At 38.4% G+C, this 13,763-nt stretch carries 14 protein-coding genes; 9 read left to right on the forward strand and 5 right to left on the reverse strand.

The window, feature by feature from the left end:
- Positions 1 to 9: 9 nt before the first annotated feature.
- Positions 10 to 468: a response regulator gene (locus tag FFJ24_RS10700; protein ID WP_168202454.1), complete on the forward strand. Its 459-nt coding sequence runs from the start codon at positions 10 to 12 to the stop codon at positions 466 to 468.
- Positions 461 to 1,717 (forward strand): response regulator, encoded by a 1,257-nt coding sequence (locus FFJ24_RS10705; RefSeq protein WP_138821492.1) that lies wholly within the window; start codon positions 461 to 463, stop codon positions 1,715 to 1,717. Before FFJ24_RS10700 ends, FFJ24_RS10705 begins: the two co-directional genes overlap by 8 nt.
- Before the next feature lie 40 nt (positions 1,718 to 1,757).
- Here the strand turns inward: FFJ24_RS10705 and FFJ24_RS10710 are convergent, their stop codons facing one another.
- Positions 1,758 to 2,213 carry a JAB domain-containing protein gene (locus FFJ24_RS10710; RefSeq protein WP_138821493.1) on the reverse strand — a complete coding sequence of 152 codons (456 nt, stop codon included), beginning with the start codon at positions 2,211 to 2,213 and terminating at the stop codon, positions 1,758 to 1,760.
- A gap of 884 nt (positions 2,214 to 3,097) precedes the next feature.
- On the opposite strand from FFJ24_RS10710, the gene FFJ24_RS10715 reads away from it, so the two are divergent.
- The gene (locus tag FFJ24_RS10715) at positions 3,098 to 3,610 is read left to right on the forward strand and encodes a helix-turn-helix domain-containing protein (protein WP_168202455.1); all 513 of its coding nucleotides are present in this window, start codon (positions 3,098 to 3,100) and stop codon (positions 3,608 to 3,610) included.
- Between the two features lie 118 nt (positions 3,611 to 3,728).
- Here the strand turns inward: FFJ24_RS10715 and FFJ24_RS10720 are convergent, their stop codons facing one another.
- The 3 genes from FFJ24_RS10720 to FFJ24_RS10730 all read right to left on the reverse strand — a co-directional run bounded on the left by FFJ24_RS10720 (position 3,729) and on the right by FFJ24_RS10730 (position 7,655).
- Positions 3,729 to 4,727, reverse strand: a complete 999-nt coding sequence (locus tag FFJ24_RS10720; protein WP_138821495.1) for a helix-turn-helix domain-containing protein — start codon at positions 4,725 to 4,727, stop codon at positions 3,729 to 3,731.
- A gap of 1,175 nt (positions 4,728 to 5,902) precedes the next feature.
- Positions 5,903 to 6,598: a LytTR family DNA-binding domain-containing protein gene (locus tag FFJ24_RS10725; RefSeq protein ID WP_138821496.1), complete on the reverse strand. Its 696-nt coding sequence runs from the start codon at positions 6,596 to 6,598 to the stop codon at positions 5,903 to 5,905.
- Positions 6,591 to 7,655, reverse strand: a complete 1,065-nt coding sequence (locus tag FFJ24_RS10730; RefSeq protein WP_210419501.1) for a sensor histidine kinase — start codon at positions 7,653 to 7,655, stop codon at positions 6,591 to 6,593. The genes FFJ24_RS10725 and FFJ24_RS10730 overlap by 8 nt, the downstream gene beginning before the upstream one ends.
- 187 nt (positions 7,656 to 7,842) lie before the next feature.
- Here FFJ24_RS10730 and FFJ24_RS10735 point away from each other — a divergent pair, with 187 nt between their 5' ends.
- The 6 genes from FFJ24_RS10735 (at position 7,843) to FFJ24_RS10760 (ending at position 12,242) form a co-directional block, all read left to right on the forward strand.
- Positions 7,843 to 8,958 carry an acyltransferase gene (locus FFJ24_RS10735; RefSeq protein WP_138821497.1) on the forward strand — a complete coding sequence of 372 codons (1,116 nt, stop codon included), beginning with the start codon at positions 7,843 to 7,845 and terminating at the stop codon, positions 8,956 to 8,958.
- Complete coding sequence (locus FFJ24_RS10740) at positions 8,955 to 9,452, forward strand: hypothetical protein (protein WP_138821498.1); 498 nt, start codon at positions 8,955 to 8,957, stop codon at positions 9,450 to 9,452. The genes FFJ24_RS10735 and FFJ24_RS10740 overlap by 4 nt, the downstream gene beginning before the upstream one ends.
- 646 nt (positions 9,453 to 10,098) lie before the next feature.
- Positions 10,099 to 10,677, forward strand: a complete 579-nt coding sequence (locus FFJ24_RS10745) for a Crp/Fnr family transcriptional regulator (RefSeq protein ID WP_138821499.1) — start codon at positions 10,099 to 10,101, stop codon at positions 10,675 to 10,677.
- A gap of 77 nt (positions 10,678 to 10,754) precedes the next feature.
- The gene (locus FFJ24_RS10750) at positions 10,755 to 11,147 is read left to right on the forward strand and encodes a DUF4267 domain-containing protein (protein WP_138821500.1); all 393 of its coding nucleotides are present in this window, start codon (positions 10,755 to 10,757) and stop codon (positions 11,145 to 11,147) included.
- The gene (locus FFJ24_RS10755) at positions 11,144 to 11,665 is read left to right on the forward strand and encodes a cupin domain-containing protein (protein ID WP_138821501.1); all 522 of its coding nucleotides are present in this window, start codon (positions 11,144 to 11,146) and stop codon (positions 11,663 to 11,665) included. The genes FFJ24_RS10750 and FFJ24_RS10755 overlap by 4 nt, the downstream gene beginning before the upstream one ends.
- 70 nt (positions 11,666 to 11,735) lie before the next feature.
- Positions 11,736 to 12,242: a cupin domain-containing protein gene (locus FFJ24_RS10760; protein ID WP_138821502.1), complete on the forward strand. Its 507-nt coding sequence runs from the start codon at positions 11,736 to 11,738 to the stop codon at positions 12,240 to 12,242.
- A gap of 308 nt (positions 12,243 to 12,550) precedes the next feature.
- Here the strand turns inward: FFJ24_RS10760 and porV are convergent, their stop codons facing one another.
- On the reverse strand, positions 12,551 to 13,714 hold the full coding sequence (gene porV / locus FFJ24_RS10765) for a type IX secretion system outer membrane channel protein PorV (RefSeq protein ID WP_138821503.1): 1,164 nt from the start codon (positions 13,712 to 13,714) through the stop codon (positions 12,551 to 12,553).
- Positions 13,715 to 13,763: the final 49 nt, after the last annotated feature.

Genomic DNA, 13,763 nt, shown 5'->3' on the forward strand with positions numbered 1-13,763 from the left:
ATGGAAAAGATGAAGATATTAATAGTTGAAGATGACGATGATAAGCGGGTGCAGATAACAAAATTCGCATCTGAGGAAATCCATTCGAACTATGTTGAGGCTAAATCACTTCAAAGTGCCGTAAAATGTGTTATCCAAGAACGTTTTGACCTTATCCTTCTAGATATGACGATGACAACTTTCGATATTTCAAAGGGCCACCAAGGTGGGCGTCCCCAATCCTATGCAGGAAAGGAACTTTTACTGCAGATGGTAAGGCGTGGAATCAATTTTCCCGTAATAGTGATAACACAATTCGATGTTTTTGAACCTAAAGGTGAAAAAATAACACTAGAGCAACTTGATCGCGATCTGTTAGAGCAGTTTCCTGAAATTTATTTAGGAGCTGTCCACTTCAACGTCAAGTATGATGACTGGCGTGAGAAGGTAAAACAGATTATAAATTATAATAAACTAAAAAATGTTTAAGATACTTATTGTTGAAGATGAGCCGCAAAAAATTAAATCTGTATACAGGCTACTAGAAAAAGTTATAGAGCTTGATACGGATAATGATGTAATTGATGTGATGGATTCCAATGAGGCTAAAAAACTTATGAAGACTGCACATTTTGATATGCTCATTCTTGACATCGCCATTCCACTGAAAAAATCCGGGGAATTAGACCCTTTGGGTGGAGTAAAGCTATTAGATGAAATTCTACAACGGGAAAGCATATACAAAATCCCAACACACATCATCGGACTTTCCGCAAAGTCGGATTCTTTTGAAGCAGCCAATGAGAAATTCGGAAAGGACACTCTTACAATCATAAAGTACGAACAGAATTCTGATGACTGGGAGACTTCGCTATTGAGTGGGATTCAACATAGAGTGACTTCAAAACAGAAACAACAGTATACACAACAGAATTATAGTTATGATGCAGCCATTATCTGCGCACTGGGAGAGGAACTAAAGGCCAATCTTGAAAACGGATGGTCATGGAAAATTATTGATGCCCTTTCCCATGACGATACAATTTATCATGAGGCAACTGTACCGGGAAATCCAGCGAAAAAAGTGATTGCTGCGCACGCTATGCGTATGGGAATACCAGCTACTACTACTCTGGCAACGAAGATGGTCTATGATTTTCGACCAAGAGTTATGATCATGACCGGAATTATGGCAGGCGTCTCCAGCAAGACAAATCTGGGGGACACAATTTTAGGAAATCCAATCTGGGACTGGGGCAGTGGCAAATGGACAACTGAAATAAATGATAATGCCAAAATTTCATCAAGCGTTTTCCAAATCGAACCCTTTCAGTATAAACCAGACACACGAACAGTCAAGTATTCATCGCTAATCGAAATGGATAAGAATTTTTTCTTTGAAATTAGAAACAGATTCAAAGGGACCAAACCAGACTATGACATAAAGTTATTGGCCGGCCCCATTGCCTCGGGAGCATCAGTGCTTGCTAACAAGTCCAAATTCAATGAAATTTTGGAACAGAATAGAAAACTTCTTGGAATTGAAATGGAAGGTTATGGATTGATGTGTGCAGCTGATTCTGTTGCAGCGCCAAAGCCAACCGCACTGTGCATAAAGACCGTTGTAGATTTTGGAGATAAGGGAAAATCTGATGACTTTCACGATTTTGGATGTTATGCTTCGGCGATGATTGCAAAAAAAATACTCGAAGATCACTTTTTTAAAGAAAATAAGTAAAAAGAAGTCGCATTACTTGACCACCAACCAAGGTAGAACTTTACATCATCCCCTCATCTAAAAAACTATAAAACCCGTACCTGGAAACAATCAGATGGTCATGCACACTAATCCCCAAGATATCCCCACCAGACTTCAGTTTCCTGGTTAAAGCGAGGTCAGCATCACTCGGAGACAATTCCCCACTTGGATGATTATGTGCCAATATAATTGCACTCGCACAGGCCTTGAGCGCTACCGCAAAGATCACCTTGGGATCAGCAACCGTTCCCGAAAACCCGCCTTGTGAGACATTCACCACACCCAATACCCTACCTCTCCTGTTGAGCAAAATCACTTTAAACTCTTCGACAAGCTCCAGCCTTCCATCATCCCAACGGTCCATCAAAACCTCATTCGCTCCCCTAGAAGAAGTAATCTGTGGCAACTCTGCCATTTTCAATGCCGGACGGTAACTGATCTCAATCTCTGCTACTTTAAAACTTAAATTTTCCATAATCTTTCTGATTTAATTATGGAACCCAGCAAGGTTCAGCTTCTGCCAAAGCAAAAGGAGGAACGGAATAAATGGGCCAGCGGGCAAAGGCTACAGGAGCGTTTATGCCGGAAATTCCTTTGCGTGCCAGAAATGAACCTTAAATTGGTCAGAATTGAATAAGAAAAGTACCTGTCTTAAAAAAAGTTAAAATTTCTTACTGTGAAATGGATTGCATGTGTAAAAGCGTCTATGGAAGGCAAAAGCAGATCTCAGTAATATCATCTTCAAAAATATTTGAAGCTGTTACTATAATTTTACACCACTAATGTTCGCTATTGAGAAACAGCACTCTCATGTACCTTCTACGCTACCGCAAAACCACATTAGAATAAGCGACAGCTCGCAAAAAGTCACATTATCAAATATTCACTCATCAAATATCAGGTCCTAAATGGTTTAAGATTCAGCAAGTTATCAACACACGGGCGAGATAACCACCGATGTTATTTTAGTTTTTGCATTGTTACTTTTTTGATATAAAAACCTGATTTACAGATACATGTATTTTCTGTATCGGCAAATAACCCCAAAAAACAACCACTAATTTCGACAACTTACGACAATTAATCGCTTGATTGTTAATAAGTTATGTTAATATTTCCACTTGAATTTCTTGGAAGTTTACCACTATTTTTCGCATTTTTGTTGCTCATTTGTTGCTCGAGCGACTCAAATTTTTCCCAAAAAAATCATGGGTGAAATGATGTCGCTTATCGACACTTAACGACACTAAAAAACATTAAACGGTACTAATAGCCCACTATTTTAGGGGGAAATTACCACTGATGTTTAGGCGTCTAAATTCCTGTCGACTTGCAGCAAATGCAGCAAAAAAGGATGAAATGAGTAGCAATATAACAGTTGAGCGAATCTGCGAACACTGCGGTAAGACATTCTTGGCGAAGACTACGGTCACTAAGTACTGCAGCCTGAACTGTAACAGGAGGCACTACAAACAAAAAATCCGAAATCTAAAGATTTCTGCCAGCAATGAACAAACGCTTAGTACCCGTACAAAAGCGATCAATGACCAGCCCGCAGAGTTCCTTACGGTGAAACAGGCTGCGCGCCTGCTTCATTGCAGTGAGAGGATTATTTATCAGCAGATCAAGAATGCCAGGATTAAAGCAATCCAGTTCAGCGAACGGAAAACACTAATCAAAAGGAAGCATCTGGATAAGGCATTTAAAAAGGTCGATTTTCAGCCAATCCAACCTGCTGAAAGAACTAAAAACCCTGCGATGGTTTACTGCATAAGTATGACTGAGGCCCAACAGCATTTTGGTATATCAGAAAAAGCACTTTATGACCTGGTCAAACGGAATGATCTTGAAGTATTCTCTAACGGAAAATAAATCATCATATACATACTATAAAGTAAGCCATTCCATAAATTTTTCAGCTATGGATTGTGTATTTCAGTAAAAGTGGTTCATCATGGTTTACACAAAGAATATTTTTCTTTGCGTAACTTTATACACCAGTATCATAATTTAATTCATTGTTATCATTTATTTTGTTGTACCATGCGGAGAAAGTACTGCTTTTTTTGAATCCTAGTTCCGCCGATAATTGCTTAACAGTCTTTTCACTTCCCGACAACATTCCAGATACGTAATTCATTTGCAGGTTCCTGAAATATTTAAGAGGTGTCATCCCATGGGCTTTTTTAAAATCGCGTTTAAGCTTAGAAACGGATATACCACAGCCATCTGCAAGAGCAACAACCCCCGGAAATTTATGAGGAAAATGTTGTTCAAGAATTTTCGTAGCTTTCAACATTATATAGGCATTTTTTTCTGTTGATGTATTGTCGGAATGATTTTGTGATATAGATAGTTTTAAAAAAAAAGCAGTCAGCTCAAATAACATACTAAAAAGTGACGCCCGATAATGGTAGCTTTTCCGCTCAAAGCGCAAAATAGCAAAGAGACGATCTTGTAAAAATAATTCTGCTCTTATCGCTGAACGATGGGACAATGTACGGGTAAATTTACTAAAGATATTATCTGAATCGTCGCTGGGGTTAGCTAGTCTTTCCAGGTAATTATTTGCAAAGATTAACTTGCAGCATCTCAACGTAGTCCCTTTCTCGAGGTAAATCTCACTAGTAGTGCCCGGACTCGAAAAAAAAACGTAATTATTTGCCCAATCAATATCCCTGCCATCAAAGTATCCTATTTTTTTGGAGCTGGAAAGAATATTTACCGATGAGTAACCCCTCAGCCCCTTCTTTGTCTCTAAAATGTAGTGGTTATTGTGTTTAATACGAATTTCCATCGCCAGCATCCAGAAACCATCACTTATTTTTTCGTAGAAAACCTCGCACCAGCAGTTTTTGTCATCTAAGTAGAAATGATGCCCGGCTACTAACTCGGTATAGCTTGGTTGTAGCCTGAAATAACGCGGATAAATATAAGGCGCTATTCTGTTAAGTCTGATGTTTTGCCATTTTAATGGTAAGGTTTTCATATTTTTTTAGATATTAATGGAAATCCCTGTAAATTGATTTTTATTCATACCTAATGTGTATTGATGAGGCTATTTAGCATAACATAAATTACGGCTCTACCTTAAACAAGATAATCATCTTAATATCAGCGATTTATTTCTATAACCTACTTTTTTTATTGTTGACTATTCGCCACTGTTTACGCAGACAACAATAACATATATAATTTTTTACAGGGAGCCAGAATAGTACTGTTTTCATAAATATTGTGCGCGGTATACGTGTAAGCTCAGTACCACATTTGCGACAACATGGTTTTGGTACATTGTCCATTGGAGGAGTAAAAGTCAATTCATTATTCATGAGTTAATAGCCTATTATTTAAGTGCAATAGTAAGCAAACACTGTATGCTAATAAAGTCCAAATGGTACCCAATAAGCCCTATTAAAATCCACCCATGATAAAACAAAATGCCTCACTAACGAATCAGTAAATCTAATGTAGATGTGTTTTTTTTATCGTTAAACCAGGGTTAAGTAAGTAAATTGATTCAATTAAATTCTTATAGTCTGTAGCCTGGGGAAGAACCTGAAAGCACCCCTATGTATCGTGCAAAACTGGTAAAGTCTGTATTACTATTAAAGAATCTGGCATTTTACACAATAAATGAAGCCTGAAGGCTGCTGATGAGCAAGAAATTCTTATAAGATGATTGCCTCATTTTGGTGACGTTTCGGCTTATAAGATGGTCTGAAAATCTTTGAGCTGAAAGCTGAGCATACTTAAATTAAATTTCTGATTTCATCAGATTTCAAATTTTTGCTGTTAAAGTCTACACAAACAAAGCTCTATTAGAAGAGGAGTATGAGCTGACAAAATTTGGTGTAACACTTTATTCTTTTGCTTAAAGCTATGCCGGGTGGGGAGCAGAAACCGCAGAAAATAATAAGCGCATAAAGGTTAATGGACTAATGGGAATGAGAAATAATGCTGAACGGCACTGACATTTGAGGAAGCAATTTTTATAGTAGGTTACCTTTTAAAAATTACATATAACTTTTTTAGGCTTAACTAATCTTGGCAACCCAAGCTAATACTTTCAGCTAATGTACAAAAGTTCAATAAAAATTGCTAACGTTAAGCTATGCACAATCGCTGCTTATCTTTGATCAGTGAGCTGAACAATTTATCTGGTCAGATCAATCGTTTTGCAAAAAACTGCCTGAAAAAATTATCAAAGTCCTTTTTGTAACTTCTGCCTACAGGAACCGTAAATTTCCCCAGCAGAATCTCATTGTGGTTCGCAGCCGTAACGGCATTTGGATTGATCAGAAAAGAACGGTGGATCCTTACAAATCCTTTGTTTCGTAAACTGGTTTCCATGTCAGAAATAGAGGTTTTAGAAACCGTCAGGATATCATTGGTAAGAATGAGTTTAACATCATTTCCATTACTTTCGAAATAGAGAATGTCATTTATTTTGATCTTTCTGTTAAATCCTTGGGCTTTAAACACAACAAAATCAGGAATATCCCTTTCTGTATTTCTTAATATTCGGTAAACCGATTTAAAGAATCTTTCGAAAGTAATGGGCTTCAGCAAATAATCTACGGCTTCGAGTTCGAATCCGTCTATAGCGTATTCTCTAAATGCAGTAGTAAATATGGTCATGGGCTTTTTAGTCAGGGATTTTACAAATTCTATCCCATTGAGGTCCGGCATCTGGATGTCCAGGAACATCAAGTCTACTTCATGGTTTTGTAACAGTTTATATGCTTCAAAAGCATTTTTTCCTTTTGCCACAAGTTTCAGATCTTCAATTTTAGAGATATGATTTTCGAGAAGCTTAACAGCTAAAGGTTCATCATCTACAATAATGCAATTAATCATGATTTCTGGGGATTATTATTTCAACTGTAAACCAATTGTTTTTATTGGTTATTTTCATTGAATATTGATCCGGGTAATAGGAGCGCAGTTGTTTTTCCACATTCTCCAGACCTATACCCTTATTCTCTCTTCTACCGGAATTTTCTTCAAATACTGAATTTCCTACTTTAAAAACAGAATAATCAATAGTGGTTATTACCGAAATACGAATATCAATATTTCCGCCTGTTCTTTCTGCACCATGCTTAAAGGCATTTTCAACTAATGACAAATACAGTAGTGGGGGAACTAAATTCACAAATTCAATATTTTCAAATTTGGTAATACTTAAACGTTCGTCATATCGCAACTTTTCGAGTTCAATGTAGGCATCGATTATTTTAAGCTCATCAGAGATTCTCACCAGCCTCTGCCGCCCCTTATACAGAATATAATCCAGGATGTCGGAAAGCCGGCTGATCGATTCCGAGGTATAACTGGAATTGACGATAGATAAGGAGTAGATATTGTTGAGTGTGTTGAAGAGAAAATGGGGATTGAGCTGCGATTTCAAGGCGTTCAATTCGAGTTCAGCTTTCTCTTTCTGAAGTTGTACCGTGTTTTGTTTCTCATTCTTATAGCGTAAAATATACATGATTGAGATGAATATGAATGCGCCCGAAAGAATCGGAATAATATAACAGATCAGGAGGTATTCTATGTCTGTTACAATCTCTATGATACTGTTCTTTGGATAATTGGCAAAAAATGGCTCCGCGAAGTAAACAATGAATATACGGTTGAGCACTCCCAGAACATAGACGGCGAATAAAAGACAAGCTGAAAACAGCACATATTTTTTATGGTCGAAATATTTCCTGATCAAAACGTAGTAAATAAAATTAGCTCCAACGATCTGAAATATTACGTGGCAGATGCCATAATAGAAGAATTCTCTAAAATCAGATTCTCCGCACTCACCATAGTTCCTGGCAGTGCCAAACATCAATAATGCCAACCAAAATAAAGTTTGGTAGCCAATTTCTTTTCTAATTCTTGCGTTCAGCAGCTTATTCACAATACCCCAAAAATAGAAATTAAGTAGTTCTTATCCGTTAAACCTATTTAAACTACAGGCATTGGGTGGCCAACATCATGTTCTTGCGTTTAAATAACGATAGGTACATTGTAAATGATAAACCTTGCATTCTGCATAACAACCCATAAAACAATTGAAAATAGATTGAATTTTACAGAAAAAACAAATGGATAGAGAAAGATTTTATGGCCTGGATCACTTGCGAGCCATCGCTATACTACTGGTACTCCTGTACCATTACAGAATGTTTGAGCATCCGGCCTGGGTAGATACCATCGGCTGGGTTGGCTGGACAGGGGTTGACCTCTTTTTTGTATTGAGCGGGTTTTTAATTTCCTGGCAACTGTTCAGGGAGATCAGAGAACATCAAAATATTAAATTGAGAACTTTTATCACCAAAAGGTTTTTCCGGATCATCCCGCCTTACGCATTTACTTTATTACTGTATTTCTGTCTTCCCTTTTTCAGGGAGAGAGCGAGTTTACCGCCGTTATGGAAGTTCATCTCCTTTACTCAAAATTATGGCCTGGACGTTTTTAATTATGGTACTTTTTCTCATGCCTGGTCTTTGTGCATCGAAGAGCAGTTCTATCTGTTTTTGCCATTGGTGCTGTTATTTCTTCTCAGTGCAAAGGCAATTAACTACATCAGAGTTATCATCCCGTTATTGATCATTATTTCCATTATCCTACGCTATTTCTCCTGGACAGAAGATGTTTTTCCAGATATCAACACCAATGATTTTTGGAGAACGTGGTATATGAAGATCTATTATCCTACCCATACCAGGCTTGACGGATTGTCCATTGGTGTATTGATCGGTTATCTGTTCAGTTTTTCGCAGAAGTTTAAGGCAGCGGTTGACAGTTACGGAAATCCACTGCTTCTCACCGGCATGCTGGCAGTTGTGTTGTCGCTGTGGTTTTGTAAAGACCAGGTCTCTGAAAATACCTCGTTTTTTGGCTTTACCTTAATAGCAGTCAGCTACGGGATCCTGCTGCTGGGTTCGATTTCAAAATCATCTGTTTTAAGCAGGCAAAAATATCGTATCACATCACAACTGGCGGCGCTTTCTTATTCCGTTTATCTTTCACATAAGGGGATCATCCACATGGTACAGTGGTTACTTAAAAAAGAAAATATTCCTACGTCAGGAAATGTTGCTCTTTTTATATGCTTTACGGCATGTATCATCACTGGATTATTTTACCGCCTTGTGATCGAAAAACCGTCAGATCAAGTTAAAAATCTAATACTACACCATAAAAAACAACTCCAATGAAAACAATTATGATCACATTATTCATCTTGTTATCCCATTTCGCAAACGCACAGGATACCACTCACGAGAAGGTCAATATCGAAAAGGTCGTCCAACATTTCAGGCAAAGCATCATCGAAAAAGATACTACACTTTTTAACCTATTGTTCCACGAAAATCCAGTAGTATGGATAGGTGTAGTTAAAGATCGCACGCAAAAGAAAAGGCTGGAGCTAAATCCGGCAGATACCACTAGCTTCTTCAGAGACACTTACGAGCGTTTCTTCAGATACATCATGAAAAGCGGAAAGAAAGAAGAAAAATTCGGAAATATTAAAATCATCAATGACGATGTGATAGCAAGTGTAACCTTCGATTATTCATTTTGGAACGAAAATGCAATAACAAATTGGGGTTGTGAGTATTGGCAGCTGATCAAGGTCAAAGGCAAATGGAAGATCGTAAGCGTCATTTATTCTTATGAACTGACTGAATTTTATCCCAAGCCCTTATAAAAAATAAACATGGTTTAGAAAATTTATTTGAAACCGGTCTTTTTGAGCGCAGAATACTAACAGGTTTTACAAGAGCGATAAGTTTTACATAATAAATGAAGCCTGAAAGCTCCTGATAGGCAGAAATTCTTCTGAGATGATTGCCGGTATATGTTCATTTTGGTAAACGTTCCGGCTTATAAGATGGCCTGAAAATCTTTGAGCTGAAAGCTGAGCATACTTGAATTAAATTGTGATGTCTAAAGTTTACACTTGCAGACACCATTAGAAGAGGAGTATGAGCAGACAAAATTTGGTGTAGCGCTTATTCTTTTGCTTAAAGCTATTGCCGGGTAGGGAGCAAAAACCGCAAAAAATAATAAGCGCATAAAGGTTACGGACTAATGGGAATGAGAATATTGCTGAATGGCACTGCCCTGTTCTATACGCAAAGACCTTTACTAAAGTGAAAGGAGAGATCGTTCTTTTGCCACCTGTTTTACTCCGCCTACCTTGACCCCTTAGGGAGAAGTATCGTTGAAGAAATTCTTTAAATCAAAAAGCATTATTTTACTGTTTTTTTCAACTTATAAAAATTAAGTAAATTGCAGATGAAAGTGAATGATTAGACCTGAGCTTTCAGAATGTAAAAGAAGTGCTTCCTACCATGATAAACACCTTACTTAATAACATACAAAATCTGATCAGCCTAAGCGAAGAAGAAAAAGATATTGTAACCGCTCTGTTCAGGGAGAAGACTTTCAAAAAAGGTGACTTCTTTTTAGCAGAAGGGCAAATTTGCAAACAGGTTGGATTTGTTACTAAAGGATTGATGAGATATTACATCAATCACGACGGCGAGGAAAAGACCTATGCCTTCTCTCAGGAAAATCAGTATGTATGCAATTATGAGAGTTTTCTTCCCCAAAGCCCATCTTCTAAGATTATTCAGGCTTTGGAAGACTGTGATGTTTTTGTAATTTCGCATAGAAATCTGCAACTACTTTATGCAAAAGTTCGCGAAGGTGAACGCTACGGCAGAATTGCCATCGAATCAGTTTTTTTACAAATACTGAAGGACATTAATTCATTTTATACGGAAACACCCGAAACCCGTTACGAAAGATTTTTACATAACCACCCGGATTTGCAGCAAAGGATTTCGCAATACCATATCGCCTCATTTGTTGGCGTAAAGCCTCAATCACTAAGCCGCATCCGGAAAAGAATTTTCAATAAAATTTAATTTGTTAACCCAGGTGCATGAAAGCCGGCCGGCAACCTGATAATTTTGTGTCATGATTAACAGTAAAGCAAATTATTATGACAACTAAAATTTCTTATGCCATCGCGTTTTTATTAGGTTTTGGAATGGTCTTTCTAGGCTCCCGCTTTTTTTGGTCTCCCGAAGCAGCAACAGCCGGGTACGGTATCCGTTTTAATGCACAGGGAGATTATTCATTTCATTATATCAAAGGGATCAGGGATATATTTTCCGGCCTGGTCATTTGTGCTTTCGTCTTGCTGAATGAGCGCCGTGCACTTGGCCTTACATTATTGACAGGAACGATAATTCCACTTGCAGATATGCTTATCGTGCTGGGCAAAAGTTATAACAGCATGTTTCAGGCATTGCCACATATTACTGCCATTGCCATTTGCACCGTATTCGGGATCATTTTATTAGCTGCAAAACCCCAGTCAAAAAAGTTATGAAAACATCAGGATATATCAAACTGATCAGTTCAGTCGAGATTAATGATAAAAGCGTGGCGGAGCTGAATATACTTCCCGGAGAAAAGACACCCTGGCATTATCATACATTATTTTCAGAAACATTTGCAGTCCTTAAAGGAAGCCTTGAGGTTGGGAAAGGTAAAAACATCCTCCATTTAAAGCAGGGAGATACGGCAACCATACTGCCTAATGAGAAACATTATTACCACAATGTTTCCGGCGAAGAATGCATTGTAACCACAACAATTAATCCGGGGAATAAAAACTTTGAAAATGCCCTATATATTTTAAAAGGACTAGCCAATGATGGTTTGGCCACCACCGCAGGAACACCTAAGAGGTTTACAGATTTAGTGCTGTTTGTTTACCTAAGCAACTCCAGAATGGTTGGCCTTCAGAAAATGGCTGAGCCCGTGTTTAACATCTTTGCAAACGCTGCTATTAAAAAAGGAAAACTCAATAAATTAATACAAAAGTATGGTAACCGAACACAATAAAATGTGTATTCATCCCCAAAATTTATCTTTATTACACTTTAACTTTTTTATAACATTAAAAACAAAAAATATGGGAACCTCAAAACCAATACCGGTTACAGTAGAGCCTACAGGCGGAGAAATACTATCCGTAGCTGGTGGTAATTACCGCATACTTGTTTCAGGCAAACAAACCAATGGCGCATTTTCGACTATTGAGATGCTTGTGCCACCTCAAAATGGCCCCGGTCCGCATTCCCATGCCGATTTTTATGAATCGTTTTATATTATTGACGGCGAAGTGGAAGTTCATTCCGAGGCTGGGTCCTATGCCGCAAAAAAGGGCTCTTTTGTAGTGGTGCCTAAGGGAGGTATTGTGCATTATTTTAAAAATGTAAGCGATAAGATGGCTCAATTGCTTTGTACAGTTGTGCCTGCAGGACTTGAAGAGTTTTTTGAGGAAATTGGTGAGCCTGCAGCTGCCGGCGAACTTCTTCCACCGCCAGCAATGAACGCTGAATCAATTAAAAACTTACAGGCTATAGCGTTAAAATACGGACAGGTAGTGTATCCACCAAACTTTCTTGATCAGAAATAAATAATATTCACTAGGCTAATGTAAACTTATATCTTTTTCTAAGAAGATAACTTATAAACTCCTTTATACTGCTTTTTAGAAAAAGTAGTGCTTGCTGTTGTGCAAACCCGCAATAAATTGCAAAAAATGAATGCAGGCGGTTTAAATATTATTGAAAAGAACGTAGACCAATTTTTTAACTAATATAGTATTTGCTAATATTTATTTTCTCGCTGGTCCCTCCCACTTCATAATAGTCACCCACCCTGAATATACTTGTCATCTACTGTTTTTGCCGAAATGCCGGTGGCCATGCAGTGCATTTGTTTTTACCTTGTATTACCAAAATTTGCCTGCAAGCCAAATCGAAGGGTGTTTGCCATTGGATTATTTGAGGGTGTTCCGATTAAATAAGATAGGTCAAGTGAAAGGACATTGTATTTTAACCCAAGGCCGGTGGTGAGATAGGAAATATTCCCCTTCTCAGGATGCTGATAACAGTAGCCTGCCCTAAAAAAGAACTTTTCTTTAAAGGAAAACTCAGCACCGGTTGATAGGCCTACTTCCTTAAGCTCCTCATGGAAGCCACCAGGTGCATCGGCAAAGGAACCAAAAATACCGGAGGGTACGGAACGTTCAGGATCTCTTCCCTTTATAATATTGCCCTGCTGATCATAAATTGGCTGGGTCGGCACCATAAGTTTATTAAGATCCAATGCTATGGTCACCGTGCTTTCTTCCTCACCAAACTGAAGCGCTGAACCTATCCTGAAATTGGCCGGAAGAAAAAAAGATTTCCCTGTATTTCCATAAACCAGTTTGGTTCCTATGTTGGATAGGCTTAACCCCAGGCTCCAAAGGGAGTTAGTCCCCAAAAGGGCAACCCTCGTCCGATACAGGCCCGATATGTCCGCGGCAACTGCATTCCCAGGTCCGCTGCTGCGGCTACTTATACTTCCTCCACCCAAAAGATTGCTGTTGATGTAACGTAAATTACCGCCCAGCGCAAACTCAGGCCCTAGCTGTAGCGAATAACCAATGTCAAATGCCGATTCATTGGGGCTGTAGATACCCAGTTCCTGACTGTTTTCATTACTGAAAGACACATTGCCTATAGAAAAATACCTCAGAGATGCAGATACCGTACTTCTTTCATTCAACCGATAATAACCGCTCAGGTAAGAAATGCTCATATCAGGTACAAGCTGCTTTAACCATGGACTATAATTGGCTGAAAAACCATAATTCTTTGCGGGCAGGAATGCAAGCGCAGCGGTATTTATTGCTGTAGAGTTCGCATCTGCGCTTAATGCAACCCCGGCATTTCCCATCCCTCCCGAACGCGGGTGGGGAATGATCAACAGAAAAGGTACGGCCGTATAGATGTTCGCCTGCCTGCTGCCGTCAGTCCCATAGCCTGAAATATACTGTGCCCCTGCTTTATTTACAAAAAAAAGGTATAGGATAAGGTAAACAAATGTTTTATTCACCATATATTTTTTTTCTATGTAATGGATGTAAAACCTTTCTAAAATACCTCTG

This window comes from Pedobacter sp. KBS0701, from assembly GCF_005938645.2.
In the GTDB taxonomy this organism is placed as follows: domain Bacteria; phylum Bacteroidota; class Bacteroidia; order Sphingobacteriales; family Sphingobacteriaceae; genus Pedobacter.

Coding starts and splice junctions, on each gene's coding strand:
- FFJ24_RS10735 (WP_138821497.1), top strand. CDS start 7,843: ATGGATAGAGAAAGATTTTATGGCCTGGATCACTTGCGAGCCATCGCT.
- FFJ24_RS10720 (WP_138821495.1), bottom strand. CDS start 4,727: ATGAAAACCTTACCATTAAAATGGCAAAACATCAGACTTAACAGAATA.
- porV (WP_138821503.1), bottom strand. CDS start 13,714: ATGGTGAATAAAACATTTGTTTACCTTATCCTATACCTTTTTTTTGTA.
- FFJ24_RS10705 (WP_138821492.1), top strand. CDS start 461: ATGTTTAAGATACTTATTGTTGAAGATGAGCCGCAAAAAATTAAATCT.
- FFJ24_RS10715 (WP_168202455.1), top strand. CDS start 3,098: ATGAGTAGCAATATAACAGTTGAGCGAATCTGCGAACACTGCGGTAAG.
- FFJ24_RS10725 (WP_138821496.1), bottom strand. CDS start 6,598: ATGATTAATTGCATTATTGTAGATGATGAACCTTTAGCTGTTAAGCTT.
- FFJ24_RS10750 (WP_138821500.1), top strand. CDS start 10,755: ATGACAACTAAAATTTCTTATGCCATCGCGTTTTTATTAGGTTTTGGA.
- FFJ24_RS10760 (WP_138821502.1), top strand. CDS start 11,736: ATGGGAACCTCAAAACCAATACCGGTTACAGTAGAGCCTACAGGCGGA.
- FFJ24_RS10710 (WP_138821493.1), bottom strand. CDS start 2,213: ATGGAAAATTTAAGTTTTAAAGTAGCAGAGATTGAGATCAGTTACCGT.
- FFJ24_RS10755 (WP_138821501.1), top strand. CDS start 11,144: ATGAAAACATCAGGATATATCAAACTGATCAGTTCAGTCGAGATTAAT.
- FFJ24_RS10740 (WP_138821498.1), top strand. CDS start 8,955: ATGAAAACAATTATGATCACATTATTCATCTTGTTATCCCATTTCGCA.
- FFJ24_RS10700 (WP_168202454.1), top strand. CDS start 10: ATGAAGATATTAATAGTTGAAGATGACGATGATAAGCGGGTGCAGATA.
- FFJ24_RS10745 (WP_138821499.1), top strand. CDS start 10,099: ATGATAAACACCTTACTTAATAACATACAAAATCTGATCAGCCTAAGC.